At 71.7% G+C, this 25,794-nt stretch carries 31 protein-coding genes; 20 read left to right on the top strand and 11 right to left on the bottom strand.

The window, feature by feature from the left end; translation table 11 throughout:
* On the top strand, positions 1 to 118 hold a 118-nt coding region (locus tag JD276_RS11480; RefSeq protein ID WP_200114248.1), incomplete at its 5' end, for an integrase core domain-containing protein.
* Between the two features lie 55 nt (positions 119 to 173).
* On the opposite strand, the gene JD276_RS11475 is transcribed toward JD276_RS11480, so the two are convergent.
* Positions 174 to 1,559 carry an aldehyde dehydrogenase family protein gene (locus JD276_RS11475; RefSeq protein WP_200115790.1) on the bottom strand — a complete coding sequence of 462 codons (1,386 nt, stop codon included), beginning with the start codon at positions 1,557 to 1,559 and terminating at the stop codon, positions 174 to 176.
* A 64-nt stretch (positions 1,560 to 1,623) separates the two neighbouring features.
* Positions 1,624 to 3,030, bottom strand: a complete 1,407-nt coding sequence (locus JD276_RS11470) for an APC family permease (protein WP_200115789.1) — start codon at positions 3,028 to 3,030, stop codon at positions 1,624 to 1,626.
* 199 nt (positions 3,031 to 3,229) lie between these two features.
* On the opposite strand from JD276_RS11470, the gene JD276_RS11465 reads away from it, so the two are divergent.
* The 3 genes from JD276_RS11465 (at position 3,230) to JD276_RS11455 (ending at position 4,925) form a co-directional block, all read left to right on the top strand.
* Positions 3,230 to 3,706 (top strand): ArsR/SmtB family transcription factor, encoded by a 477-nt coding sequence (locus JD276_RS11465; protein ID WP_200115788.1) that lies wholly within the window; start codon positions 3,230 to 3,232, stop codon positions 3,704 to 3,706.
* A complete protein-coding gene (locus JD276_RS11460) occupies positions 3,703 to 4,161 on the top strand; it encodes an SRPBCC family protein (protein WP_200115787.1) in 459 nt (152 codons plus the stop codon). The genes JD276_RS11465 and JD276_RS11460 overlap by 4 nt, the downstream gene beginning before the upstream one ends.
* A gap of 80 nt (positions 4,162 to 4,241) precedes the next feature.
* Positions 4,242 to 4,925, top strand: coding sequence for a type 1 glutamine amidotransferase domain-containing protein (locus JD276_RS11455; protein ID WP_200115786.1), 684 nt, complete (start codon positions 4,242 to 4,244; stop codon positions 4,923 to 4,925).
* Positions 4,926 to 4,970: 45 nt separating this feature from the next.
* Here JD276_RS11455 and JD276_RS11450 read toward each other — a convergent pair whose 3' ends face one another.
* Positions 4,971 to 5,834, bottom strand: coding sequence for an Fpg/Nei family DNA glycosylase (locus tag JD276_RS11450; protein ID WP_200115785.1), 864 nt, complete (start codon positions 5,832 to 5,834; stop codon positions 4,971 to 4,973).
* 214 nt (positions 5,835 to 6,048) lie between these two features.
* On the opposite strand from JD276_RS11450, the gene JD276_RS11445 reads away from it, so the two are divergent.
* From JD276_RS11445 to JD276_RS11415, 7 genes are all read left to right on the top strand, one after another.
* Entirely contained in the window at positions 6,049 to 7,329 is a 1,281-nt protein-coding gene (locus JD276_RS11445; RefSeq protein ID WP_233615642.1) for a cytochrome P450, read from the top strand.
* 183 nt (positions 7,330 to 7,512) lie between these two features.
* Complete coding sequence (locus JD276_RS11440) at positions 7,513 to 7,944, top strand: type 2 periplasmic-binding domain-containing protein (protein ID WP_200115783.1); 432 nt, start codon at positions 7,513 to 7,515, stop codon at positions 7,942 to 7,944.
* Positions 7,941 to 8,921: a cation diffusion facilitator family transporter gene (locus tag JD276_RS11435; protein ID WP_200115782.1), complete on the top strand. Its 981-nt coding sequence runs from the start codon at positions 7,941 to 7,943 to the stop codon at positions 8,919 to 8,921. The genes JD276_RS11440 and JD276_RS11435 overlap by 4 nt, the downstream gene beginning before the upstream one ends.
* A gap of 170 nt (positions 8,922 to 9,091) precedes the next feature.
* Positions 9,092 to 9,970, top strand: coding sequence for a hypothetical protein (locus JD276_RS11430; protein WP_200115781.1), 879 nt, complete (start codon positions 9,092 to 9,094; stop codon positions 9,968 to 9,970).
* Positions 9,948 to 10,361, top strand: a complete 414-nt coding sequence (locus JD276_RS11425) for a phage holin family protein (protein WP_200115780.1) — start codon at positions 9,948 to 9,950, stop codon at positions 10,359 to 10,361. Before JD276_RS11430 ends, JD276_RS11425 begins: the two co-directional genes overlap by 23 nt.
* The gene (locus JD276_RS11420) at positions 10,358 to 10,921 is read left to right on the top strand and encodes a DUF3618 domain-containing protein (protein ID WP_200115779.1); all 564 of its coding nucleotides are present in this window, start codon (positions 10,358 to 10,360) and stop codon (positions 10,919 to 10,921) included. The genes JD276_RS11425 and JD276_RS11420 overlap by 4 nt, the downstream gene beginning before the upstream one ends.
* Positions 10,922 to 10,973: 52 nt before the next feature.
* A complete protein-coding gene (locus JD276_RS11415) occupies positions 10,974 to 12,050 on the top strand; it encodes a YihY/virulence factor BrkB family protein (protein WP_200115778.1) in 1,077 nt (358 codons plus the stop codon).
* Positions 12,051 to 12,252: 202 nt separating this feature from the next.
* Here the strand turns inward: JD276_RS11415 and JD276_RS11410 are convergent, their stop codons facing one another.
* The 7 genes from JD276_RS11410 to JD276_RS11380 form a co-directional block, all read right to left on the bottom strand.
* Positions 12,253 to 13,386: a baeRF2 domain-containing protein gene (locus tag JD276_RS11410; RefSeq protein WP_200115777.1), complete on the bottom strand. Its 1,134-nt coding sequence runs from the start codon at positions 13,384 to 13,386 to the stop codon at positions 12,253 to 12,255.
* A complete protein-coding gene (locus tag JD276_RS11405; protein WP_200115776.1) occupies positions 13,379 to 13,597 on the bottom strand; it encodes a hypothetical protein in 219 nt (72 codons plus the stop codon). Before JD276_RS11405 ends, JD276_RS11410 begins: the two co-directional genes overlap by 8 nt.
* 182 nt (positions 13,598 to 13,779) lie before the next feature.
* Positions 13,780 to 14,046 carry a DUF2188 domain-containing protein gene (locus JD276_RS11400; protein ID WP_200115775.1) on the bottom strand — a complete coding sequence of 89 codons (267 nt, stop codon included), beginning with the start codon at positions 14,044 to 14,046 and terminating at the stop codon, positions 13,780 to 13,782.
* Between the two features lie 154 nt (positions 14,047 to 14,200).
* Positions 14,201 to 14,521: a DUF7882 family protein gene (locus JD276_RS11395; RefSeq protein ID WP_200115774.1), complete on the bottom strand. Its 321-nt coding sequence runs from the start codon at positions 14,519 to 14,521 to the stop codon at positions 14,201 to 14,203.
* A 305-nt stretch (positions 14,522 to 14,826) separates the two neighbouring features.
* Complete coding sequence (locus tag JD276_RS11390) at positions 14,827 to 15,465, bottom strand: helix-turn-helix transcriptional regulator (RefSeq protein ID WP_200115773.1); 639 nt, start codon at positions 15,463 to 15,465, stop codon at positions 14,827 to 14,829.
* A gap of 94 nt (positions 15,466 to 15,559) precedes the next feature.
* The gene (locus tag JD276_RS11385; RefSeq protein WP_200115772.1) at positions 15,560 to 15,955 is read right to left on the bottom strand and encodes a type II toxin-antitoxin system VapC family toxin; all 396 of its coding nucleotides are present in this window, start codon (positions 15,953 to 15,955) and stop codon (positions 15,560 to 15,562) included.
* Positions 15,952 to 16,227, bottom strand: coding sequence for a type II toxin-antitoxin system Phd/YefM family antitoxin (locus JD276_RS11380; protein ID WP_200115771.1), 276 nt, complete (start codon positions 16,225 to 16,227; stop codon positions 15,952 to 15,954). The genes JD276_RS11385 and JD276_RS11380 overlap by 4 nt, the downstream gene beginning before the upstream one ends.
* A gap of 157 nt (positions 16,228 to 16,384) precedes the next feature.
* Here JD276_RS11380 and JD276_RS11375 point away from each other — a divergent pair, with 157 nt between their 5' ends.
* From JD276_RS11375 to JD276_RS11350, 6 genes are all read left to right on the top strand, one after another.
* On the top strand, positions 16,385 to 16,924 hold the full coding sequence (locus JD276_RS11375; protein ID WP_200115770.1) for a YaeQ family protein: 540 nt from the start codon (positions 16,385 to 16,387) through the stop codon (positions 16,922 to 16,924).
* Positions 16,925 to 17,015: 91 nt separating this feature from the next.
* On the top strand, positions 17,016 to 17,711 hold the full coding sequence (locus JD276_RS11370; protein WP_200115769.1) for an esterase/lipase family protein: 696 nt from the start codon (positions 17,016 to 17,018) through the stop codon (positions 17,709 to 17,711).
* An 87-nt stretch (positions 17,712 to 17,798) separates the two neighbouring features.
* Positions 17,799 to 18,833, top strand: coding sequence for a hypothetical protein (locus JD276_RS11365; protein ID WP_233615623.1), 1,035 nt, complete (start codon positions 17,799 to 17,801; stop codon positions 18,831 to 18,833).
* Between the two features lie 36 nt (positions 18,834 to 18,869).
* On the top strand, positions 18,870 to 19,850 hold the full coding sequence (locus JD276_RS11360; protein ID WP_200115768.1) for an NYN domain-containing protein: 981 nt from the start codon (positions 18,870 to 18,872) through the stop codon (positions 19,848 to 19,850).
* A gap of 98 nt (positions 19,851 to 19,948) precedes the next feature.
* A complete protein-coding gene (locus tag JD276_RS11355; protein WP_200115767.1) occupies positions 19,949 to 21,163 on the top strand; it encodes an NAD(P)/FAD-dependent oxidoreductase in 1,215 nt (404 codons plus the stop codon).
* 49 nt (positions 21,164 to 21,212) lie between these two features.
* A complete protein-coding gene (locus JD276_RS11350) occupies positions 21,213 to 22,013 on the top strand; it encodes an SDR family NAD(P)-dependent oxidoreductase (protein WP_200115766.1) in 801 nt (266 codons plus the stop codon).
* A gap of 90 nt (positions 22,014 to 22,103) precedes the next feature.
* Here JD276_RS11350 and JD276_RS11345 read toward each other — a convergent pair whose 3' ends face one another.
* Positions 22,104 to 23,549, bottom strand: a complete 1,446-nt coding sequence (locus JD276_RS11345; RefSeq protein ID WP_200115765.1) for an MFS transporter — start codon at positions 23,547 to 23,549, stop codon at positions 22,104 to 22,106.
* Between the two features lie 211 nt (positions 23,550 to 23,760).
* Between JD276_RS11345 and JD276_RS11340 the strand changes: the two genes are divergently transcribed.
* The 3 genes from JD276_RS11340 (at position 23,761) to JD276_RS11330 (ending at position 25,775) form a co-directional block, all read left to right on the top strand.
* On the top strand, positions 23,761 to 24,108 hold the full coding sequence (locus JD276_RS11340; protein ID WP_200115764.1) for a YciI family protein: 348 nt from the start codon (positions 23,761 to 23,763) through the stop codon (positions 24,106 to 24,108).
* A gap of 18 nt (positions 24,109 to 24,126) precedes the next feature.
* Complete coding sequence (locus JD276_RS11335) at positions 24,127 to 25,452, top strand: RNA polymerase sigma factor (RefSeq protein ID WP_200115763.1); 1,326 nt, start codon at positions 24,127 to 24,129, stop codon at positions 25,450 to 25,452.
* Between the two features lie 113 nt (positions 25,453 to 25,565).
* A complete protein-coding gene (locus tag JD276_RS11330; RefSeq protein WP_200115762.1) occupies positions 25,566 to 25,775 on the top strand; it encodes a DUF6458 family protein in 210 nt (69 codons plus the stop codon).
* Positions 25,776 to 25,794 lie beyond the last annotated feature (19 nt).

Genomic DNA, 25,794 nt, shown 5'->3' with positions numbered 1-25,794 from the left:
CTCAAACGACGAGCGCACCGCAGCCCTTGACCCCTGGCTCGAGCACTACAACACTGGACGACACCACTCAGCCCTCGGAGGAAAGCCCCCGATCAGCCGACTGCGACCAACGCCCTGACCCGGTACAGCTAGCCGCTGCGCGCGCGGCGCGGATGCGCGGGGCTCGCGAGAGCTCAGCGCGTCCGCGCCGCCTGCATGTGCACGACCTTCACGGTGGTCATCTCGTCGAGGAGCTCCGGCCCGTAGCCGAAGCCGGAGCCGCTGCGGCCCCTCGGCTGCGCCGATCCGCCCGGCGCACCGCCGAAGACGTTGTTCACCTTCACCGTCCCGACCGGCAGCCGATCGATCGCGGCGTGGGCGTGCTCGAGGTCGCCTGTGAGCACCGTCGCCGCGAGCCCGTACTCGTCGTGCACCGCGCGCTCGAGGGCCTCCTCGAAGTCCTCGACCACCATGACCGGGGCCACGGGGCCGAAGGTCTCCTCGGTGAGCAGTCGCATGTCGGCGGTGCAGTCGGTGAGCACGGTCGCCGGGTACCGGGCGCCCGCGCCCTCGGGGATCGCCCCGCCCGTCAGCAACCGCGCTCCCGCCGACACCGCCTCGGCCACCTGCTCGTGCACCGAGTCGCGCATCCGCTCGTCGACGAGCGGGGCGACGAGGCCGCCCTCGTTGCGCCGCTCCGCCTCCCGCACGAGCTCCTCCACGAACTCGTCGGCGATCTCGCGGTGCACGAAGACGCGTTCGACCGAGGTGCAGATCTGACCGCTGTTGGTGAACGCGCCGATCGCCGCTTGCGCGGCCGCCCACTCCGGATCCAGGCCGGCATCCACGATCAGGGCGTCGTTGCCGCCGTTCTCGCGGATCAGGTGCGCTCCGGTGAGGGCGACGATCCGGGCGATGCGCTCGCCCGCGAAGGTCGAGCCGACGTGGGCGACGAGATCCACGCCGGAGGACCCGACCAGGATCTCGCCCTCCCGCGCCCCGCCGGTGACGGTCGCGAAGACGCCGGGCGGGAAGTGCTCCGCGAGCACCTCGCCGAGCAGTCTTCCCAGGTGGGGACAGCGCTCGCTCGGCTTGTGCACCACCGCGTTGCCGGTGCCGAGGGCGGCGCCGATGAGCCCCGCGCTCACCGCGACGGGGTCGTTCCACGGGGTCACGACGGCGGCGACCCCGCGCGGCTCCGCACGCATGAGATCGAGCGCCTCGGGTGCGCCGAGCAGGCTGCGTCCGCGATGCAGCGGCGCGAGTTCCGCGTACTGCAGCAGCGTGTCGACGGCCGCCCGCACACCCCCGGCCGCCTCGTCGCGATCCCGCCCCGTCTCGCGATGGTGGAGCTCGGCGAACTCGTCCACCCGGTCGCCGAGCGCGAGGGCCGCGTTCCGCAGCGCCACCCCGCGCTCGCCCGCGGGGGTTGCGCGCCACTCGTCGAAGGCCGCCCTCGCGGCGGCGACGGCCTCCCGGATGTCGTTCTCGTCCGAGACCGGGACGCGCCCCACCTCCGAGCCGTCGCTCGGGTCGGTGATGACGATCTCATCGTCGAACCTGCTCGTCTCGATCGACACGGTGCACCGTCCTTTCTCGCAGCCCCGCTGCGCTCATTGCTCCCTTACCCGCCCTCGGCGGGCCTCACACCTGATCGGGATCCCGCCCCGGCCCCGCATTCCGGGTGCTCCCGCGCCTGAGGCTCCACCGGGAGATCAGGTACAGCACCGCTCCGATGGCGAGCAGGCCGGCGCCGAACAGCCACACGATGGGGCGCTGCTGGGTGAAGAGCAGTACGCAGGAGGCCACTCCGAGCACGGGCACGAAGGTCCACACCCGGAAGTGCTCGTGCGAGACCCGGTCGCGCCGCAGCACGAGAACCGCGACGTTCGTGCTCATGAACACGAGGAGCAGCAGGATCACCACCGTCTCCGCGAGGGTCGCGAGATCGCCGAGCAGGGTGAGCAGCGCCGCGGCGAGCGTCGTCACCGCGATCGCCACCCACGGCGTGCGGCGCCGAGGCAGCAGTCGGGTGAGGGGTCGGGGGAGGAGCTCCTGTTCCGCCATGCCGTACGCCATCCGGCTCGCCATGATCATCGTGAGCAGGGCGCCGTTCGCGACCGCGATGAGTGCGATCAGGCTGAAGAGCCATGCCGGCACCGTGATGCCCGTCGCCCCGATCACCGCGAGGAGCGGGCCGCTCGACTCCCGCAGCTCGGAGGCCGGGAGCGCGACCGAGCTCGCGACGCCGATGAGGGCGTAGACGCCCCCGGCGGTGATGAGCGCCGCGAACAACGCGCGGGGGTAGGTGCTGCTGGGGCGCTTCACCTCTTCGATCACGTTCGCCGAGGTCTCGAAGCCCACGAACGAGTAGAACGCGACGACGGCGCCGGCCAGCACCGCCCCCGCCACGCTCACATCCTGGGGCGGCTCGGTCAAGCGCGAGAGGTCGCCCCCGCCGCGGCTCACGAACAGCCCGACGACCGCGATCACGACGACGAGCCCGCTCACCTCGATCACCGTCATCACCACGTTCGCCGCCATGGACTCGCGGATCCCGCGCGCGTTCAGCAGTGCCACGAGCACGAGGAAGCCGATGGCCACCGGCACCGTCGGCAGGTCGACGAAGGTGCGCAGGTAGTCGCCGGCGAACGCGATCGCGAGGCCCGCCGCGCTCGTCACGCCGGCGGCGAGCATGCTGTAGCCGACGAGGAACGAGATGAGCGGGCTCTTGAACGCCCGCTCGGCGAACACGGCCGATCCGCCCGCTCGAGGGTATTTGGTGACGAGCTCCGCGTAGGATCCGGCCGTGAGCAGCGCGAGCACGAGGGCGAGCAGCAGCGGTGCCCAGAGCATCCCGCCCACGCGATCGGCGAGCACGCCCATGAGGGCGTACACCCCCGCTCCGAGCACGTCTCCGAGGATGAAGGCGAAGAGCAGCGGCCCGGTGACGGCCCGCCGCAGGCGGGTGGGCTGCGCCGATGAGCCGGCGTTCCCGTCGGCGCCGGTGGACGTTTCTGCGCCGGTGCCGGCCTCGCTGTCGGTGCTCATGCAGTCATCGTAGGAGCGCGGCTGCCGCCCGCGCCCGCCCTTGACACCGGCGGCGAAACCTGGCTACCCGCCCGTCGCCGCCGGACTGGCGCTGGCGCTGGCCGCGTCGTCGGTCGCGCCAGCAGCGCTCTGGCGAGGTCTTGACTTCTCGCGGCAACGATCTATATTTAGTGTAATTCTTAATTAAGGAGTCATTGAAATGAAACCCGAGGATCAGCTGAGCTCGATATTCGCGGCGCTGGCGGATCCGATCCGCCGGGAGATCCTCGTGCGGCTCTCGCGGGGGCCGGCCAGCGTCGGCGAGGTCGCGGCCCCCTTCGAGGTGAGCGCTCCCGCGATCTCCCAGCACCTCAAGGTGCTCGAGCGCGCGGGCCTCGTCACCCGCACCGTGCAGGCGCAGTGGAGAACGCTCTCGCTCCGGCCCGAGCCCCTCGACGAGGCCGCGGCCTGGGTGGAGCAGCAGCGCCGCGAGTGGAACCTCCGCCTCGACTCGCTCGCGGAGCACCTCGAGCGCATGCAGCAGCGGGATCCCCGGCAGGGCCGGAAGGATCGGCAGCACCGGCAGCACCCGCAGCACCTGCGGAAGCCGCAGAAGCCGAGGAACCCTCAGAACTCCCAGAACTCGACCGGGAACTCCGGTCGGGGCCACCCCGAAGAAGAGGAGACGGAACGATGAGCACGACAGCCGAGACCCCCGGGTTCACGATCACCCGCACCTTCGCCGCGCCGCGCGAGCTGGTCTGGCGCGCATGGACCGACGAGGCCGAACTCGCCCAGTGGCTGCACCCCTTCGGCGTCAGCACGGACTCCGTGTCGTTCGACGTGCGGGTCGGCGGCCGCTACGCCTACACGATGACCAACGACGATACCGGCGAGAGGTTCCCCACGGGCGGGGTCTTCCTCGAGATCGAGCCGATCGACCGCCTCGTCTTCACCTGGGGCGAGCCCGATGCGCCCGTCGAGGGGACGCCGGTGATCACCCTCACGCTCGCCGAGCAGGGGGAGGGGCGCACCGAGCTGGTGTTCGATCTGCGCGGATACGACGGCAGGCCCGGCGACGGTTTCGTCTACGACGGCTGGGACGAGGCGCTCACGAACTTCGGTCGGCAGCTCGCCGCCGAGTCCCGGTAGCCGGTGGACGCGACCCTCGAGACCCCGGCCCGCGCGCGGTACGCTTCGAGACACCCCTTCGTCTTCGACAGGAGGCCCCCATGGCCACGCGCATCCTCAACGTCGTCACCAACGTCGCCTGCTACGACGACCCCTCCCATCCGACCGGCCTGTGGCTCTCGGAGCTCACCCACGCGTGGGAGGTGTTCGCGCAGCGGGGCTTCGAGCAGACCATCGTCAGCCCCCGGGGCGGCGAATCCCCGCTGGAGCCGCGGTCGCTGAAGTTCCCCAACTACGACCGGACCGCGAAGGCGTGGCGGGCCGATCCCGAGCGGATGGCCCTGCTGGAGCGCACCGCCCGCCCCGACGAGATCGACTCGGCCGACTTCGACGCCATCTACTTCACCGGCGGGCACGCGGTGATGTACGACTTCCCCGACAACGAGGGTCTGCAGCGGATCACCCGCGAGATCTTCGAGCGCGGCGGCGTCGTCTCCTCGGTGTGCCACGGCTACTGCGGACTGCTGAACACGACGCTCTCCGACGGCACTTATCTCGTCACCGGTCGCCGCGTCACCGGGTTCGCCTGGCAGGAGGAGGTGCTGGCACGGGTGGACAAGCTGGTGCCCTACAACGCGGAGGAGGAGATGAAGAAGCGCGGCGCCCTCTACGAGAAGGCGAAGCTGCCGTTCGTCTCCTACGCCGTGGTCGACGGGAACCTCGTCACGGGGCAGAACCCCGGATCGGCGAAGGAGACGGCCGAGAAGGTCGCCGGGCTCCTCTGAGCGTCGGCTGCGCAGCCCCGTGCCCCGGGCCGCCGTCCCATCGCGTCACTTCAGCAGTCGGGACAGCCTCCGGTCGGCGAGGATCCTGCCGCCGGTCTGGCAGGCGGGGCAGTACTCGAGCGAGCGATCCGCGAAGAACACGCTGCGCACCGTGTCGCCGCAGACCGGGCACGCCTCGCCCGCACGGGCGTGCACCCGCATCCCCCGACGCTTGGCGTCCTTGAGGTCGGCGGGCGGCTTGCCGGACGCTGCGGCCACGGCCTCCCGCAGCGTCTCCCGCATCGCCTCGGAGAGCCGATCGATCTCGCCCTCGTCGAGCGACGCGGCCAGCGCATAGGGCGACAGCCGCGCGGCGTGCAGGATCTCGTCCGAGTAGGCGTTGCCGATGCCGGCGATCACCGACTGGTCGCGCAGCAGGCCCTTGATCTGGGTGCGGCGGCCGGCGAGCAGTGCGGCCAGGGCGTCGCGTGAGAACCCGGCGTCGAGCGGATCGGGCCCGAGGCGCGCGATCCCCTCGATCTCCTGCGGATCGCGCACGACGTACACGGCGAGCGACTTCTTCGTCCCCGCCTCGGTCAGATCGAAACCGCTGCCGTCGTCGAGGCCGACGCGCAGGGCGATCGGCGAGCGGCCGAGCTTGATCGGCGTCTCCGGGAGCCGCTCGTACCAGCGCAGCCAGCCGGCCTTGGCCAGGTGGAAGACCAGGTGGAGCTCGGCGCCGCACCCGATGTCCACGAACTTGCCGTGCCGCGCGACGCCGGAGACGGAGGTGCCCACCAGATCGGCGAAGGGCGGGTCGTAGGTCTTCAGCGCCGAGATGGAGGTGACGTTCGCGCGCGTGATCGTGCTGCCCACGGCGCGCTCGTCGAGGAACTCCACGAGCCCCTGAACCTCCGGCATCTCAGGCATGGATTCATCCTGCCACATCCTAGATCTCGGCCATCCGACGGTCGAGGGGCTCCCGGTCGCGCGCCTCGTGGGCCACGATGAAGCCGAGACTACGAGAAGATCCGCCGAGATCCCGGGAGGCGCTATGGATCCCCACGCACACGAGCTCACCGACGAGTACGAGCCCGCCGACGAGTACGAGCCCGCCGCCGAGTCCGGCGGAGGCCGATCCCGAATGCGGGACGACTCGCTCTCGCTGCTCACGCGCGGCTACGGCTTCGGGGAGCGGATCTGGCGCCGCGTCGGCGCGGGCGGCCGTGCGGCGCCCATGAGGCTGCTCGGCAAGGACGCGCTCTTCGTGCGCGGCGCCGAGGGCGTCGCGCTCTTCTACGACGGGCGGCGCATCGCGCGTCACGGCGCCATGCCGGCCTTCGTCCAGGAGACCCTGTTCGGGCACGGCTCGGTCCACAGCCTCGACGGGGCGGAGCACCGTCATCGCAAGGCGACGTTCGTCGAGATCGCCTACGAGGATGCCGAGGTCGAGCGCCTGACACCGCTGCTCGAGCGCGAGTGGCAGTCCGAGGTCGACGACTGGGCGGCCGGGGGAGAGCGCTCCGCCTACGACGCCGCGGTCGGCGCGCTGGGCCGGGCGATCATGCGCTGGGCGGGCGTGCCCGGAACTCCGGCGGCGCAGACGCGGTGGGCTGCGCGACTCGCCCAGATCGTCGACGGCTTCGGGGCACCGTACTCCCCGAGCTTCCTGCTCGCGACGCTGAACCGCTGGTGGTCCGACCGGCACGCGCGGCGACTCGTCGAGGCGGCGCGCTCCGGACGTCTGACGCCGGCCGAGGGCACCGCCCTGCACGCCTGGGCGTGGCACCGCGACGAGAACGACGAACTGCTGCCGTCGCAGGTGGCGGGAATCGAGCTCCAGAACAGCATGCGCCCGATGATCGCCGTCGCCCGCCTCGCGGCGTTCGCCGCCAAGGAGCTGCACGACCGGCCGGAGTGGCGCGCCCGCATCGCCGCAGAGGCGTCGGAGCGCGGCGCGCTCGTGGGCGGACCGCTCGCGACGGCGTTCGCCCAGGAGATCCGGCGCACCGCCCCGTTCGTGCCGATGCTGCCCGCGTGGGCGCTCGAGGACGTCGAGCTCGACGGCGAACGGCTGGCCGCCGGGGGCCGCCTGGTGCTCGACATCCTCGGCACCAACACCGATGAGCGCTCCTGGGAGCGCCCCGGCGACTTCGCACCCGAGCGGTTCCTCGGCGTGGAGGACTACGAGGCCCTGGATGCTTTCGTTCCGCAGGGCGGCGCCACCGTGGCGGGCGGGCATCGCTGCCCCGGGGAGAAGCTCGCGATCGCGGGGCTCGCAGCCGCCACCGCGGCGCTGAGCGACGACCGGGTCACGATCCTCGGCAGCGGCCTCGAGGTGAACCGCCGGCGTCTCCCCACCAAGCCGTCCTCCGGGGGCCGCGTGCGGGCCGCAGCCGAGGGATCCCGCTGCCCGTTCCACTGATCCGCGGCGCGGCGGTCGTCGCGCCGCTAGCAGGAAACCTCGGCGCGGGGCAACGGTCTGAACCGGCGTGGCGGCCGGTGCCATGATCATTGCATGCGGTGCGATGTTCGGAGTGTGTCGTCGGTGCGACGGCGGAGGATTCGGAGCCCGCGGCTCCTGCGGGGGCTGCGTGCGGGGGCGGCGGTGGCGCTCGCCGCCGCCCTGGCGGGGTGCGGGCTCTCGATCCCGGCCGATCCCGACCGCTCCCTCGAGCACGCGCGGGGGGACGAGCTGAGGGTCGGGATCGCGGTCGAACCCCGCCTGAGCACGGCGGAGGATCCTCCGCGGGGGCCGCTTCCGGATCTGGCGAGGGGCTTCGCGGAGGAGCTCCATGCGCGGGTCGTATGGGAGATGGGGAGCGAGGAGTCCCTCGTCCGGATGCTGGAGGAGGACGAGATCGACCTGGCGCTCGGGGACTTCTCCCCGGAGACGCCCTGGTCGGACCGCTCCGCGGTGTCGAGACCGTTCGCCGCGGAGGGAGTCGATGCGGAGCTCGTGGCGCTGCTGCCCGCCGGGGAGAACGCGCTGCTCTCCGAGTTCGAGGGCTACATCGACGCGACCAGGAGAGCGGTATGAGCATCACCGACGGAATCGAGGTCCACGACGCGCTCCCGGAGAAGCAGGCCCTCGCGCTGAAGAAGGCCACGCGCTGGCAGATCTTCACGATCTGCTACACGGCCGTGACCATCACGGTCGTGGCGTTCGTGCTGGGCAACTCCCAGGCCATGAAGACCGCCTGGGTCGAGGACATGCTGTCCCTGCTCCCGCAGATCGCGTTCCTCGTCGCCCTGATCTTCATCCACCGGAAGCCGACGCCCAAACACCCCTACGGTCAGCACCGGGCGATGAGCGTGGGGCACCTCGTGGGCGGCGTGGCGCTGCTCGCGGTGGGCACCACCCTCGCGGCCGAGTCGGTGGTCGGGCTGATCCGCGCCGAGCACCCCTCCATCGGCACGGTGAACCTCTTCGGCCACACCATCTGGCTCGGGTGGCTCATGATCGCGGTGATGGCCGTCATCGTCGTCGGGCCCGTCTTCATGTACGGCCCCGCGAAGGCGAAGCTCGCCCCGATCCTGCACAACAAGCTGCTGTACGCGGATGCCGATATGGCGAAGGCCGACTGGCAGACGAACGCCGCGTCCATCGTCGGCGTTCTGGGCGTGGGGCTCGGCTGGTGGTGGCTGGACGGAGCGGCGGCGGTGTTCATCTCGCTCGGCATCATCTGGGACGGCATCCGCAACACCAAGGCGGCGGTGTCGGATCAGATGGACCAGCGCGCCCGCACCTTCGACGACAAGAAGCGGCACCCCCTCGCCGACGGCATCCACGAATACCTCGCGGGCCTCGATTGGGTCGAGGAGTCCGGCATCCGCATGCGGGATCAGGGGCAGGTCTTCCACGTCGAGGTCTTCGTCACACCGCGGGACGGTGTGCTGACCGTGGAGCAGGCCGACGCCATCGTCGAGGGCCTCCACGAGCTCGACTGGAAGATCCAGGACGTCATCGTGGGCGCCGCCTCGGCGCTGCCCGACCACCTCGACCGGCCAGCGTAGACGCGCGTACGCGTCTCCCGCGGATTGCACAACGCTTCTCCGGATGCAACCCCTGGCCCGTCCTTCCGTCCGGCGACTACAACAGACGATTACACGCCGGTATTCGCCGGCCGATGAAGGGAGAGAGCATGTCGGATGGCAATCAGCCCGTCGTATCGCGAGGACCAGGAATGACCTCGGGAGGCGAAGCATCGGGCGTCGAAGCGGCGAAGGGCGAGGCCGCTGAGGTCGCGCACTCGGCGACGGACGCCGCGAAGAACGTCGGCCACTCCGCGAAGGACGAGGCCGAATCGGTCGTGGGGGAGGCCAAGGATCAGCTTCAGGGCCTCTACGACCAGACCCGGTCGGAGCTCACCCACGAGGCGACCAAGCAGCAGGACCGGATCGCCAGCGGGCTGCGGACGGTCGGCGACGACCTCGACTCCATGGCTCGCAGCTCCGAGGACGGAGGGATCGCGCGCGACCTGGTGCGGGAGACCTCGCAGCGCGTGAGCAGGGTCGCCACCTGGTTCGCCGAGCGGGAGCCCGGAGAGGTGCTCGACGAGGTGAAGACCTTCGCACGGCGCCAGCCGGGAGTCTTCATCGGGGTCGCCGCGATCGCGGGTGTGGTGGCCGGGCGCCTCACGCGGGCACTCGCCGCGAACGCCCAGGATCAGCAGCAGAGCCCCGGCTCGTCGAGCGGGCAGGGACGCACCGTCCCGGTCTCCGCGCCGCCGGCACCGCCGGCGCCGCCGGCCGCCGCTCCGGGTACGACTGGCGCCCCGGGCACGACCGGAGCCCCCGGAACACTCGGAACCCCGGGCACGCTCGGAACCCCGGGCACGACCGCCGTTCCCGGTGACCCGGGAGCGCCCGGCACCACCGGGGCAGCCGGCGCCGGAGCGACCGGAACCTGGGACGGACAGACCTCGGGCGCCCACGCGGCCTCGGACCGTCTGCCCGGAACGCCGGGCTCGCCCCTGACCGACCCCGGCGAGAACCCTCGTCCGGGGCTGTCCGCGACCGACACGGGGGAGGAGGCCTCAGATGACCGACCCCACACCCTCTGAGCAGCGCGCCGCGTCCGAGTCCCTCGGCGATCTCATCAGCGAGGTCACCGAGGATCTCTCGACACTCATGCGCCAGGAACTGGCGCTCGCCAAGGCGGAGCTGCGCGAATCCGCCACGAACACCGCGAAGGGCGCCGGGATGCTCGGCGGGGCGGGATACGGCGCGGGCATGGCCGTGTTCTTCCTGTCGCTGGCTCTCTGGGCGGCCCTCACCCCGCTCATGGGCGGCGGCTGGGCCGGAGTGGTGGTCGCGGTCCTCTGGGCCGTCATCGCCCTGGTCCTGTTCCTGGTGGGGCGTTCGCATCTGAAGAAGGTCAAGGGCGCTCCGCAGACGGTGGAGACGCTGCAGGAGTTCCTGCCGACGTTCAAGAGAAATGAGGAGAACAAATGAGTGATTCACCGGATCAGATTCGTGCCGATATCGAGCGCACGCGCCGCGGTCTCGGCTCCGACGTGGATGCGCTCGCCGACAAGGTGACTCCGTCCAAGATCGTGCACCGTCAGACCAGCAGGATGCGGCGCGCGTTCGGGTCGGTGAGCGAGCGCGTGATGGGAACGGCCGAGGATGCGCAGTCCGCCGCCTCCGACGTCGCCGATCAGGCGAAGGACATGGCGCACGAGGCCAAGGCCAAGGCCGAGGGGAACCCTCTCGCCGTCGGCCTCATCGCCTTCGGCGTGGGGCTCCTCACCGCCTCCCTGATCCCCGCCTCCGAGAAGGAGAAGGATCTCGCCGCCGAGGCCAAGGAGGGAGCGCAGCCGCTCGTCGACGAGGTCACCGGCGTCGCGAAGGACGTCGCCTCGCACCTGCAGGAGCCCGCCCAGGAGGCCGTCGCCGCGGTGAAGGATCGCGCGACGGAGGCGGTCGACCACGTCAAGGAGGAGGCGTCCGGCGCCGCGGAAGGCGTGAAGGATCGCGCCCAGGAGGCGCGGCAGAACGTCGCCGACAGCTGAGACGGATGGGACGGGGCTCGCGCCCCGTCCCTTCCTCGTCCGGAGGAGGATCATGAAGCAGCGAGAGCACGGAGCCGGGTCGCGGGAGAACGGGGTGCATCCGGAGCACGAGGCGAAGCCGGACGCTCCCACGAAGCTCGAGAAGCGATCCTGGAAGTACATCCTCACCCGGACGGTCCGGGAGTTCTCGGCCGACCAGTGCATGGACGCGGCCGCCACCCTGACGTACTACGCCATCCTGGCCATGTTCCCCGCGCTGGTGGCGATCTTCTCGCTGCTCGGCGTCGTGGGGCAGGAGGACGAAGCCGCCGAGGCGGTGCTCGGCATCGTCGAAGAGGTCGCGCCGGGCGACACGGCGGAGACGCTGCGCGGGCCGATCGAGCAGCTCGCACAGGCACCCGGGGCCGGTCTCGCGCTGGTCATGGGCATCCTCGTCGCCCTCTGGTCGGCCTCCGGCTACGTCGGCGCGTTCAGCCGCGTCATGAACCGGATCTACGAGATCGAGGAGGGGCGGCCGTTCTGGAAGCTGCGCCCCATGCAGCTCGTCGTGACCCTCATCGCGGTCGTGACCCTCGCGATCGCCGCACTGGCCCTCGTCCTCTCGGGCGGGGTGGTCGAGGCGGTCGGGGATGCCATCGGAGCGAGCGCCGGCGTGCAGACCGCCTGGAGCATCCTGAAGTGGCCGCTTCTCGTCTTCGTGATCGTGTTCCTCGTGGCGGTGCTCTACTACGCGACGCCCAACGCGAAGCAGCCGAAGTTCCGCTGGATCAGCCCGGGAGCGCTGCTCGCCATCGTCGTCCTCGCGATCGCGAGCGCCGGGTTCGGTATCTACGTCGCCAACTTCTCCAACTACGATCGCACCTACGGCTCCCTGGCGGGCGTGATCGTCTTCCTGCTCTGGGTGTGGATCGCGAATCTCGCGCTCCTCTTCGGCGCCGAGTTCGATGCCGAGCTCGAGCGGGGTCGTCAGCTGCAGGGAGGGATCGCCGCCGAAGAGGACATCCAGCTTCCCCCGCGCGACACGCGCCAGAGCGAGAAGCGGGAGAAGAAGGAGGAGGAGCTGCTGGCCGAGGGGCGCCGCATCCGCTCCGAGGGTGACGATCGGGATCTGCCGGACTCGCGGCCGTGAGCCGCGTCGCCCCCGAGACCGGGGCTCTCCCCTAAGGTGGGTGCCATGTCAGCCCGGGGCGCCCTGCTCGTCATCGCCGCGCCCCCGCGCTCGGGACACGACTCCCGCGCGTCTCGCGGCCGTGCAGCGCGAGCCGCGCGAACGAGCGAAGGGTTTCCGCGGAAGCCGCGGAAACCCTTCGCTCGTCCGATTCGCCGGTGGGCTACCCCGCGTCGTTCGCCCAGCGGAGCGAGGCGATCGGCTCCTGAGCGCCAACCTCCTCGCGCGGCTCGTCGGGCGCGTCGAAATCCTCCTCGCGAACGAGCACCCGGGCGCCCGTGAGCAGCGCGGCGCGTGCCAGCGCCTCGGAGGCCCGGACCTCCTCCAGCGTCTCGGCCTCGAGCCCCTCGGGCTCCTCCTCCGCGACCCACGGCTCGGCGTCGAGCGCCCGCAGCGTCCGATCGTCATCCAGGAACCGGGCGTCCAGCACCAGGGTGTCGACCCTGGCCTGCTGCAGCGCTTCGACGATAGCGGGCACACCCTGCGCACCCGCGCTGCCGCCGTCGGCGCGCGCCCGGTCGACGGTGTCGTCGATCTCGCTCCGGAGGCGCTGCTCGGCCGCGTCCGCGAGTGCCCGCTCGAGGCCCTCGTCGTCGGCTCCGTCGGCCCGAGTGTGCGTCTCGTGCTCGATGACGAGCTTCGAGGCGGCCTCGCCCAGGCCGTCCTTCAGCATCTGACGGGCGCGCACGTCGCCGGCGATCATGATGAAGTCGGGGCGCTGCTGCTCGACCAGTCGATCGACGACCTCCGCCACCTCCGACTGGTTGTGCTTCCACACCTCCTCGGCCGCGCGCTGGTATCTGGCATGCGACCAGCCCCCGGCCTGCACCTTCGTGAGGCTGTCGGGGCGTCCCTCAACGTCCTCTACCCGTTCCGGCTCGTGCCGGTCCATGCGCTCCAGACGCACTTCTGCGCCCTCCCGGCCCGTCTCGACGACGAGGTAGCGCACGCTTCTCGTGGCCTGCCGCAGGAGCGGCACGATCTCGGGAACCCGCCCGAAGGAGATCCGTTCCGGGCCGAAGCGGGCGCCCGGGAAGGTCTCGTCGAGCTCGAGGCGCCCGCCCCGCGCGAGCAGATAGCGCGCCGAAGGGCTCGGCGTGCCGTCGCGCGCGGGGAGTGCGCGCTTGATCGCGTCGACGTCGGCCTCGGGGGCCCCGCACTCCTCGAGGCGCGCGACCACCGTGTCCTCGACGGCCTCCTCCTCCACCTGGGGGCGTGCGCCTGGACCATCGATGTAGGCCACCGTCGAGGGCTCGCCGGCCGAGAGGAGATCGGTGAGCGCGTGCTGATCAAGCATCGTCGTCCTCCCGATCCTGCGCCTGCTCCAGGGGAGCGGTCTCGAACGCCTCCACCACGTCCTCGGCGTCAGTGTCGTCGGGCAGCGGCTCGGTCTCGCGGAACGGCTCGGCGTGCGGCCTGCCGTGGCCCTGCACCATTCCCCGCGACTCCTGCTCCATCTGCTCGTCGAGTTCCGGTCCGTGCTTCGTGTTGCCACGTTCTGCGTTCATGACGTCCTCCCTCTGCGATCGAGTTGTCCTCCCGACACTAGGTCGTTCCCGTGCCCTCCTCGATTGGGTTGACGGGCGCTCCGACGGAAGCTATGGGCGTGCGAGAGGCGGCGAACGCCGTCGCCAGCACCGAGTTCCTCCCAGGTGTCGAACCGCATCGTCCGCTCCTGTCGCGGCGGCGGTCAGTCGCCCGGACCGGACTGGTTCCGCGGCGCGCCTCCGGCCTCCGCGGTCGGAGTCGGATCGTCGGGGTCGCCGCCGTCCGTGATGGCGCCGGTCGGCTCGCTGTCCTCGACGACGTGGCGGGTGCCGTTCGCGGCGGCGAACTCTCGACCGGCCTGCTCGGCTTCCTCCCGGCTCCTGAAGCTCATCGAGAGCTCGGGGGCGTCCTCGATCTCGTTCACCCACTGGCCGTTCTTGGACCGCGTCGTGACGTCGTGACGTGCCATGCCGCTCACCTCCTGGCTCGGACGGCTTCCCGCAGCCGTGCTCTGATCCTGACGACTCCACGCTATGCCCGGATCGGGTGCGCGCTCAGGGGCTTGACCCGCCCCGCGTCGCCGCCTATGTTCGCTGCGATCCGCGACCGCGAGGTCGCGCGGATCAGGAGTGCGAGTGGTCGGATCCGATCGCCCGCTCGGGCACGATCACGAGCCCCTGATTCGTGTAGGACAGTTTCGTGAGCGCCTCGATCCACTCGCGGGACAGGGGGCCGCGCGCGTCTCCCTCGAACTGGAAGCCGAGCGGGATGTCGGGCGAGATCCAGACCGACATCGATCCCTTCCCCCTCGCATCCCGCTGCGTCCAACTGAGCAGGAACGACTCCCGCTTGCGGAACCTGGCGAGCACCACGACCTTGACGTGCTCGAGAGTCCGGTCATCGAACTCGAACTTCAGTGACCTGCCGTAGATGAGCGTTCCCAATCGGAGCCTTCGGGTCGTGGTCGGTACGACTGGAAGAGGCGCGTCACCGCTTCGCAGCCGTTACTTGGGGCACCAAGTAAAGCGACAGGAAAAGCCTGTCGGCTCCGACTGTAACGACGAGGGCGGCCACCCAGAGGGGTGGTTTTTCATGAGCAGGACTTCCCTAGAATGCCCCGGAAACGCGGGCGATTCCGCCTGGGTTCGCGGTGATCGCGAGCGGGTCGCCGAGGCGCTCGGGAGCGGTCGGCCAGGCGCTCGGGCGGGGGTCGGGAAGCGGTTCGCGAGCGGGCGCGCGAGGGGCCCGCTCAGACCTCCTGGGGCGGGAGCATCCCATTCTCGATGCCCCAGCGCACGGCCTGGGAGCGTCGCTCCACGCCCATCTTGCGGTACGCCGAGCGGATGTACGACTTGAGCGAGTTGCCCGTGATGTAGCTGCGGGCCGCGATCTCCGGGTTCGTCAGCCCCTGGGTGATGAGCGCGATCACCTCCGACTCGCGCGCCGTCAGGCCGTGGTGCTGCCCGGGCCAGGCGCCGCCCGCCGGCTCCTCGACCCCGCGATCCCGCACCTCGGGGGCGATGACCTGCCCGGCCGCGATCCGCTCGAGGCGGTCCACGAGCTCGGCCGCGCTCAGCGACTTCTCGAGGTAGCCGCGGCAGCCCTTGTCGAGCGCCTTGCCGACGAGCTCCTCCTGGGTGTTCCAGCTGTAGACGACGACGGCGCCGGCCGCGGGGTCGGCGATGATCTCGTCGATCTTGCGCTGGTCGGCCTGCACCTGGCCGAACGTGTCGTACAGGGTGACGTCGGCCTGCCGCTCGGAGGGCTGCTGGATGTCGAGGGCGACGACCCTCACGCGCTCGGCGTAGGGCGCCAGCATCGAGCGGAGCCCCTCCACCACGATCTCGTAGTCGTTGAGCAGGCGCACGCGCAGGGGCTGTGAGGTCATCGCCTCAGTATACGAGCGGGCGCGTGTCACTCCGGAACGGCCCGCTCGGTGCCGGGCGCATGATCGAGGCGCCGGCCCGAGTCGACGAGCGTCGCTACTCCCAGGCCTCGCAGCTCACGGCGCCGAAACCGCGAATGGCTTCGTCCTTCGTCGCTACGGTGAGCCCGAAGAGCTGCGCCTGGGCCACGATGAGGCGGTCGAATGGGTCGCGGTGCTCCCACCGCAGCGAACCGGCATGCAGCATCTCGGAGCCCGTCAGGGGGAGCTCCGTCGCGATCATCCGCTCCAGCAGCTCGCCCCACCTCGCGAGCACCGCCTCCGCCTGAGGAAGCCTTCCGAAACGGGCCTTCTGCGCGAGTTCGAACGCGCTCACGGGCGACACGAACAGGTGCTCGGCCTTCGTCAGAGAGGCGGTGAGGTTCGGGGGAACACGCTCCGGGCTCGTCGCCAGCCACAACACCACATGCGTGTCGAGCAGGACGCTGCTCATGCTCCGCCCTCGAGCAGCGGGTCTCCCGCGTGACCGCATTCCCAAGCCTCGAGTTCGTTCTCGCTCATCGGGGTCAGCAGCTCATCGGCGGGAGCGGGGGGGATGCCCGGGAGCAGCGGACGGTCGAACGACCGGCGCACCGGCTCGACCGCCTGCAGGCGGGCGACCACCGTTCCCGCGCGAGCGATGGCGACGCTCTCGCCGCGCTCGACCTGCCGCAGCAGCTCGGACAACCGGGTCTTGGCCTCCTGGACGTTCACGATCACCGTCATCACCCCATTGTTCCACGGTCTGGTCAGGTTGACCAGACCAACCGTGGGGAAAGAGTGCTCGTCGAGAGGAGCGGGAGCGCGCCCTCCGGCCCCTCCGGGCCCGGGGGACCCGCCGCGCCCGGACGTCGCTCCGGTCCCGCCCGCTAGGATCGTGACCATGGCCATCGGCTCGACGATCCACGTGTTCACGGTGCAGCTGGCGGACGTGGATCGCGGCGTCTACGAGGATTTCGCGATCAGGGTGGCGCGCCATCCCTCGGAGACCGACGCGTTCATGGTGACGCGCCTTCTCGCGTACTGCCTGGAGTACGAGGAGGGCATCGAGTTCGGCGGCAGCGTGTCGACCGCGGACGAGCCCGCGGTGCTCGTGAGGGATCTCACCGGCGCAGTCACCGCGTGGATCGAGGTGGGCGCCCCCGACGCGGCCCGGGTGCACGCCGGAAGCAAGGCGGCGGGGCGCGTCGCCGTCTACACGCACCGCGACCCCGCGAAGATCCTCGCCGCGTGGGCGGGCAAGCCGATCCACCGCGCCGACGCCCTGGTGCTGCGCAGTTTCGACGCCGGGTTCGTCGACGCGGCGGCCGCCGCGCTCGAGCGGCGCAACGAGCTCTCGCTGTCGGTGACCGAGGGGCAGCTCTACTTCGAGCTCAACGGCACGGCGCTGAGCTCGGGGGTGCACGAGCACCGCGTGGCATAGCCCCGGCACCGGGGAGATCGGCGCAGCGCGAGTGCGTGCGGAGCCGTCGCGACTAGGCTGCAACGGGGACGACGGAAGCGGAGGACCGAGCATGGGCCTGATCCGGAAGGCGGCCTGGTGGGTCGCGGATTACGCCTACGCCGGCTGGTGGCAGCTGCGCGCCCTCGTCGACCGCACCGATCCGGGGGGCTTCGGCGACGGCGACGGCGCTCCGATCCTCGTCGTTCCCGGGGTCTACGAGTCGTGGCGCTTCCTGCTGCCGCTCATCGTCGACCTGCACGGGCGGGGACACCCGGTGCACGTCGTGGATCCCCTGCGCGACAACCGCATCCCGGTCTCCGAGGGCGCCCGGCTCGTCGACGAGTACCTCTGCGCTCGGGGCCTGCAGGGCGTCGTCATCGTCGCCCACAGCAAGGGCGGCCTGATCGGGAAGCACGTCATGGCGTTCGGCTCCGGCGCCCGGCGGATCCGAGCGATGGTCGCCGTCGCCGCGCCCTTCGGCGGGTCGCGCTACGCCCGGTTCCTGCTCAACCCGACGCTGCGCTCGTTCTCCCCGCGAGACGAGACGGTGCTGCGACTCGCGGGTCTGCCCGAGGCCAACGCCCGGATCGTCTCGGTCTTCCCGCGCTTCGACCCGCACATTCCCGAGGGGAGCGAACTGGTGGGCGCGAGGAACGTGCGAGTCGACACGGGCGGTCACTTCCGCATCCTGGCGCACCCGCGCACGCTCGCCGAGGTCCGCACGGCCGCCGAAGGGGACGACCGTCCGTCCCCGCCGGGGGCGTGATCGCCGCAGGATACCCGCCGAGCCGCCCGTCGTCCAGCCTCCCCGCCCATGCCGCCGTTCGCGCGGCGCGTTCGTAGAATCAGCGCCATGAACGAACCGCAGTACGGCGCGCCACAATACCGCGCCCCGCAGTACGGCGCCCCCTCGTCCGTCGGGGCCGGGGAGTCGGCGTCCGCCGAGATCGCGCCCCTCCGGCCGGTCTACGCCCGCCCGGCGCCGCTCGCCGTCCCCGGCCAGCCCGTCGATCCCGCGCACGGCGACCCCGCGCACGGCGGCCCCGCGCACGGCGATCCCGCGCACCTCGATCCCGCGCACCGGTCCGCCTTCGCCCGCGGCCTCGATCGCGCGCTCGCGGTGCAGCGCCCGGTCGTGCTCGCCCACATCCGCAGCGTGCGCATGCGCCACCCCGAGGCCACGCCCGACCAGGTGATCCGCATGCTGCAGCGCCGCTATCTGCTCGCGATCACGGGCGGCGGGGCCGCCGTGGGAGCCACGGCCGTGATCCCCGCGATCAGCACGCCGCTCACGATCGCGCTCTCGGGCGTCGAGACCGTGGGGTTCCTGGAGAGCACCGCCCTGTTCGCGCAGTCGGTCGCCGAGGTGCACGGCATCCCCGTCGAGAACCCGGATCGCGCCCGGATGCTCGTCATGAGCCTCATGCTGGGCCGCGAGGGCGCCGACCTGCTGCAGCAGCTCACGCGCCAGGTCGCGGGGCGAGGAGGCGACCGGCCGGCGTTCTGGGGCGAGATCGTCACGAAGTCGCTGCCGCGCGGCGCGGTGCGGCCCGTGCTCGACCGCCTGCAGCGGGCGTTCATCGGCCACTTCGCGAAGATCGGAGGCGGTTCGTTCGTCGGCAAGGCGCTCCCGTTCGGGATCGGAGCCGCGGTCGGCGGCGCGGGCAACCACATCCTCGGCCGTCGCGTGGTGGCGGCTTCGCGCCTCGCGTTCGGGCCCGCCCCTGCCGGCTTCGCGGCCGAGCTCGCCCCGCGCGAGGGCGCCGAGCGGATCGAGCGCCGGATCGCGCGAGGCGCGCGCTCCGCGGGCGGCTCGATCGCGGCGGGCGCCGGCGCGGTCGCCCGCACGGTCAAGCGAGCGGCGACTCCCAAACGCACACGCCACTGACAGCCGCGCGGCGAGGATCCCTGCCAGACTGGTGGCGTGCCTGAACCTCAGAACGGCCGCGTCGCGGTCTACCTCGACTTCGACAACATCGTGCTCTCCTGGTATGACCGGGTGCACGGACGCAACTCGTTCGGCCGCGACCGGCAGCGCATCGCCGACGACCCGACCGAGGCCGAGATCGCAGCCCGACTGCAGGCCGCCGTGGTCGACGTGGGCGCCATCATCGACTACGCCTCGTCGTTCGGCACGCTGGTGCTCACCCGCGCCTACGCCGACTGGTCGGCTCCGGTGAACGCCGAGTACCGGTCGCAGCTCGTCGCCCGGGCCGTCGACCTCGTGCAGCTCTTCCCGGCGGCGGCCTACGCGAAGAACGGGGCCGACATCAGGCTCGCCGTCGACGCGGTCGAGGACATGTTCCGGCTCGACGATCTCACGCACGTCGTGATCGTCGCGGGCGATTCCGATTACGTGCCGCTCGCGCAGCGCTGCAAGCGCCTCGGCCGCTACGTCGTCGGGATCGGCGTGGCCGGATCCACCGCGAAGGCTCTGACCGCGGCGTGCGACGAGTTCGCCACCTACGACTCGCTGCCCGGCGTCGAGGCGCCCGAGCGGGAGCAGCCGTCGCGGCGGCAGCGACGGGGCAGGGCCGCCTCGTCGGGGAACGATGAGAAGGGGAGCGCCGCTGCGAAGCCCGTGACCGAGGTGGTCGCCGACGCCTTCGAGGGATCGGGCACCGCCTCCGAGGGCGCTGACGACGCGGAGGAGGCCGAGGATCCGGACATCGCGGTCACCGGCCTGCTCATCCGCGCCCTGTGGCTCAGCCAGGAGAAGGACGACTCGGGCTGGCTCTACAGCTCGGCGGTGAAGCAGCAGATGCGCCGCATGGATCCCTCCTTCAACGAGAAGGCCCTCGGCTTCCGCTCGTTCTCCGACTTCCTCAAATCGCGCTCCGACGTCGCCGAGCTCGAGGAGAGCGGTCACGAGCGCCTCGTGCGGTTGAAGGACCAGACCTCCTGAACGGGCGCGCCCGGCCCCTGCCGTCCGTCGGATAGCAGCGGGGCTCGCCGCCCGCAAGGCCCTGCTGATCGGCGGAGCCGCTCGTTAGCGTGACGGGCATGTCCGATTACAGCGAGTACAGGTACCTGATCGTGGGCGGCGGCATGGTCGCGGACAGCGCGGCGCGGGGCATCCGCGAGCTCGACGCCGAGGGGACGATCGGGATCGTCGCCCAGGAGGAGACGCCGCCCGTCGCCCGGCCCGCCCTCTCGAAGAAGCTGTGGACCGACGCGTCGTTCTCCTTCGACGACGCCTGGCTCGACACGGAGGCCGACACCGGCGCGACGCGCCACGCGGGGGAGCGCGCGGTCTCGATCGACCGCGAGGACCGCGTCGTGCGCACGGAGAACGGGCTGGTGCTCCGCTACGAGCAGCTGCTGCTCGCCACGGGCGGCACCCCGAACGCGCTCGACCTCCCCGAGGACGAGCGCGTCGTGTACTACCGCTCCGTGGAGGACTACCGGCGGCTGCGCCGGCTCGCGGGCGACCACCGCCTGATCGCCGTGATCGGCGGCAGCTTCATCGGCACCGAGCTGGCTGCGGCGCTCGTGCAGAACGACACCGAGGCGATCCTGATCTTCCCCGAGCCCGTGCTCGGCGGCTCGGTCTTCCCGGCCGATCTGGCGCACCGCTTCGAGGGCCTCTACCGGGAGGCCGGGGTGGAACACGTGCCGGCGGCCCGTCTCGAGCAGGGGGAGGCCGGCGAGGACGGGCTCGAGCTCCGGCTGACGAACGGCGACAGGGTGCGCTGCGACGCCGTGGTCGTGGGGGTGGGCGTGACGCCGAACATCGGCCTCGCCGAGCGGGCCGGTCTGGAGACGGGAGACGGCGTGCTGGTGGACGACCGACTCCGCACGAGCGACGACCGCATCTTCGCGGCCGGGGACATCGCCTCCTATCCCGACGCGATCCTGGGCCGCCGGCGCATCGAGCACGTCGACAACGCCGTCGAGATGGGCCACCAGGCGGGGCGCAACCTCGCCGGCGCCGACGAACCCTACGACCACACGCCCTACTTCTACTCCGTCGTGTTCGGCAACCGCTACGAGGCGGTCGGCACCCTCGACTCCTCCCTGGAGACCGTCGAGGCCTGGAGCGAGGACCGCGAGCAGGGGATCGTCTTCTACCTCGACGGAGCGCGGGTGGCGGGGGTGCTGCTGTGGAACCTGTCGGGGCGTCGGGAGGAGGCGCGCCGCGCGATCGCCGAGGCCGACGCGGGCGATCGCGACGCCCTGAAGACGCGGATCCCGCTGCGGGACGCCGAGGAGGACTGATACGGAGCGAGGGCCGCTGCGCTGCGGCTCCACACGAGAGGGAGCACTCATGGATCTCGGGATCTCAGGGCGCGTTGCGCTCGTCACCGGCGGCGACTCGGGCATCGGATGGAGCACCGCCGCGCAGCTGCTCGCGGAGGGCGCGCGCGTCGTGCTCACCGACCGCGACCCGGAGAAGCTCGAGGCCGCGGCCGCGCGACTCGATGCGCCGAGCGGGCGACTGCACGCCTTCGCCGCGGATCTCACCCGGCTCGACGACATCGCGGCGCTGCGCCGGAGCGTCGCCGAGACCGTCGGCCCCATCGACATGCTCGTGCACTGCGCCGGCGTCACGGGCGCGCAGGGGAAGTTCCACGAGATCGACGACGACGGCTGGGTCTCGACGATCGAGACCGATCTGCTCGCCCCGGTGCGCGTGGCGCGGGCCTTCCTCGAGGACCTGCGGCGCAGCGGCCGAGGGCGCCTCGTGTTCGTCGCCTCCGAGGACGCCGTGCAGCCCTACGACGACGAGCTGCCCTACTGCGCCTCGAAGGCCGGCGTGCTCGCGCTCGCGAAGGGCCTCTCCCGCAGCTACGCTCGCGAGGGACTGCTGGTGAACGCCGTCTCCCCGGCCTTCATCCGCACCCCGATGACCGACGCGATGATGGATCGCCGCGCCGCCGAGCTCGGGGTCGACCGGGACGAGGCGATCAGATCCTTCCTCGACGAGGAGCGTCCGTTCCTGGAGCTGAAGCGTCGCGGCACGCCGGAGGAGGTCGCGGCCGTCATCGTCTTCCTCTGCTCGGACCGCGCGTCGTTCGTCAACGGATCGAACTACCGCGTCGACGGCGGATCGGTCGCGACCGTCTGAGCCGCCGCGCCTCACCGCGCCCGGTCTGGCCGTGCCGGGCCGTGCCTCACCGGGTCCGGCCGGCTCCGGCCGGACCGCGTCGTGCTCGCCTCACCGCGCCTCGCGGATCCCGGCCCGCGGCTCGATGGGCGGCGCCTTCGGGATGAAGAAGGTCAGCGCCGTCGCGACCGCGGCGGCCGCGATCGAGATCCAGAAGCAGGTCACGAAGGCCGCCTCGGTGGGAACGGCGTGGTCGCCCCGGGTGACGCTCATCGCCGCGAGCACGCCGCCCATGACCGCCGAGGCGCTGGAGGTGCCCACCGATCGGAAGAGCGCGTTGAGGCCGTTCGAGACGCCAGTCTCGTCCGACGGCACCGATCGCATGATGATCATCGGCATCGCGGCGAAGGAGAACGCGATGCCCACGCCGATGATCGCGTTCGCGACGACGATGTGCCACACCTCGCTCGACCACAGCAGCACGAAGGCGTAGGCCACGATGATGGACGCCGTGCCGATGGTGAACAGGGGGCGCGGGCCGAAGACCCGCTCGAGCAGCCCGGAAAGCGGTGAGAGGAACATCATGATGATGCCCGCCGGCATGATGCAGATCGCCGCCTCGATCATGCTCAGGCCGAAGCCCACGCCGCTCTCGGCCGGCAGCTCGAGCAGCTGCGGGAAGGTCACGTTCGAGGCGAACAGCGCGAAGCCCATGCCGATCGCCGCGAGGTTCGTGAGCAGCACCGCGGGGCGCGCCGCGACGCGCAGGTCGACGAGCGGCTCGCGGGTGCGCAGCTGATAGGCGCCCCACCCGAGCAGAGCCGCGACGCCGACGCACGCGCTGCCGAGGGCGAGCGGCGATCCCCACCCCCAGTCGGCTCCGCGGGAGACGTAGAGCAGCAGGCCCGTGAGCCCGACCGCGAGCCCGAGCGCCCCGAGCAGGTCGAGCCGCCCCGGCGAGCGCAGCGTGTCCTCGGGCACGATGAACCAGATCGCCGCGATCCCGATCACGCCGAGCCCGGCCGACATCCAGAACAGAGCGTGCCAGTCGGCGGTCTCGGCGATGAGGGCGGCGAGCGGCATGCCGACCGCGCCGCCCACGCCCATCGTCGCGCTCATGAGCGCGACGGCGGTGCCGAGGCGCGCGGGCGGCAGCACGTCGCGCATGATCGCGATGCCGAGCGGGATCACGCCCGTCGTGATGCCCTGCAGGCCGCGGCCGATGATGACGCCGACGATCGAGGTCGACAGCGCTGCCACGACCGAGCCCACGATGAGCGCGACGAGCAGCGCGAGCACTACCCGGCGCTTGCCGTACATATCGCCGAGCCGGCCCGAGATCGGCGTCGCGACGGCGGCCACGAGCAGCGTGATCGTGACGACCCACGTGGTGTCCTCGCGCGACGCGTTCAGCAGTGCGGGGAGCTCGCCCTGCAACGGGACGACGAGGGTGAACATGAACGCCGAGCTCAGGCCGGCGAAGGCGAGGGCGGCGACGATCGCCCATCCGGGGGCTCGTCGGGTGAGTCTGCGTCTGCTCCCGTTCGTCCCGTCCATCGTGTCCGAGCCTATCGGAGAGCGCGGGCGCGCCCCGCAGGCCGGGGTCGCGGCGCGTTGCCGCTCGGGTTTCTCGTTTTTCTCCCCGGACTGTCGATTCCGCCCGGTGCCGTACGTCATCATGGTGTCGGGCCACCGGGTTCGGCATTCATCACCGGCACGGAGCGCACGCCGAGCGCAGGGCTCCTCGCCGGAGGACCGAGGAGGAATCATGAAGTACGCACTACTGCTGATGGGGCACGCGAACGACCCGGCGTGCGGCGAGCACGGAGGGGCGAGCCCCGAGGAGTTCTTCGCCTTCGACCGGGAGATCACGGAGGCGGGCGTCGTCGTCAGCTCGTTCGCCCTGGAGGATCCGGAGCAGGGGGTCTCCGTGGGCAGCGACGAGCGGGGTGAGCGGGTGGTCTCGTCGGGGCCGTTCGCCGAGGTGCAGGAGTTCGTCGGCGGCGGATACATCATCGACGTGGCGAATATCGACGAGGCCATCGCGTGGGCGCGCAAGAGTCCCGCCTCGGCTCCCGGCGGGCACGTCGAGATCCGTCCGCTCGCCCCCTACTGAATCGCGATCGGCGGATCCGTGGAGCACCCGGGAGCGGAGGCGGCGCGGCGGGCCGTCGCGGCGATCGACCGCGACGCCCGCGCCCGCATCCTGGCCACCGTCGCCCGGTGGTTCGGCGACCTCGACCTCGCCGAGGACATGACGCAGGAGGCGTTCGCCCAGGCCCTGCGGACCTGGCCGCGGAGCGGGATCCCCGATGCCCCGGAGGCGTGGCTCAAGACCGCTGCGAAGCGGAAGGCGCTCGACACCGTGAGGCGCGAGGGCGTGCTGGCGCAGAAGCTGGCCCGGCTGCGGATCGAGGAGGAGCGGACGCCGGTGCCGGCGCTGCTCGGGGATCCGGCCGCACACGTGGGCGAAGCCGACGCGGACCCGGTTCCCGACGACCGGCTCGGGCTCTTCTTCGCCTGCGCGCACCCGGCGCTGAAGCCCGAGGACCACGTGGCGCTGACGCTCCGCTTCCTCGCCGGGCTCGAGACGCCGGAGGTGGCGCACGCGCTGCTCGTCCCCGTGCCCACGATGCAGCAGCGGATCGTGCGGGCGAAGAAGCGCATCCGCACCCTCGGCGTGCCGTTCGAGGCGCCGCGCCGTCGGGATCTGCTGGAGCGTGTCGCGGGCGTGCAGCGCGTCGTCTACCTCCTCTACGCGGAGGGCTTCGCCCGCTCCGCGGGAGACGTCCACGTCCGCGAGGACCTCACGGCGGAGGCGATCCGGCTGGCGCGGCTGCTGCACGAGCTGATGCCGGGATCCGCGGACACCGCGGGCCTGCTCGCGCTGCTCCTGCTCACCGAGGCTCGGCGCCCGTCGCGCACCGACGCTCGGGGCCGACCCGTTCCGCTCGCCGAGCAGGACCGTGCGCTGTGGGACCGGGGGCTCGTGGCGGAGGGGCTCCGCCTGGCCGAGTCGGCGGCCGGGGCGGGTCCGAGGGCGGGGGCGTACGCGATCCAGGCCGCGATCGCCGCCGTGCACGCCGAGGCGGCGGACCTCGAGACGACGGACTGGGCGCAGATCGCGGTGCTGTACGGCCTGCTCGAACAGCGCGAGCCCGGCCCCGTCGTGCGTCTGGGCCGGGCGGTCGCGCTCGGTCGGCTGCGCGGCCCCGCCGAGGGGCTGCGCCGTCTCGACGCGCTGTCGGCCGACCCGGCCCTGCTGCGCTTCCGTCCGTTCCACATCGCGCGCGCGGTGACCCTGGAGGAACTCGGTGATGCGGCTGCGGCGGCCGGAGCCTACCGCAGCGCGCTCGAGCTGCCCGGCAACGAGGCGGAGGACGACTTCCTGGCCTCCGCCCTCGCCGGGCTCGCTCCCTGTCAACCCCCTTGCCCGGCGGGCGGGCCGACGCGAGCCTGAGGCATGTCCCGCTTCCGAGAAGCGCCCCGGGTGTCCCCGAGGGGCCGCGGAGGCACCCGCCGCCTGAGGCACGCGCACCGGCCGTGCCGGGCACCAGAGGTAAGGAGAGCATCATGGGCATCGGCTCGGGCATCGCCCTCTTCGTCATCGGCGCGATCCTCGCGTTCGCGCTGAACGTCCAGGTCGACTGGATCGATCTCGACATGGTCGGGTATCTCCTCATGGGCGCGGGCGCCCTGATCTTCCTGATCTCGCTGATCCTCTTCACGCGGCGGCGCAGCGCGCGGGGAGCGGTCGACCCGGTCGACGGAGGCCTCGAGTGACGTCTCGCCGGCGGATCCG

This window comes from Leucobacter chromiisoli, assembly GCF_016522505.1.
Classification (GTDB): domain Bacteria; phylum Actinomycetota; class Actinomycetes; order Actinomycetales; family Microbacteriaceae; genus Leucobacter; species Leucobacter chromiisoli.
Note: the sequence above shows the minus strand (reverse complement) of the source record. Positions and strands in the feature narration are given on the sequence as shown.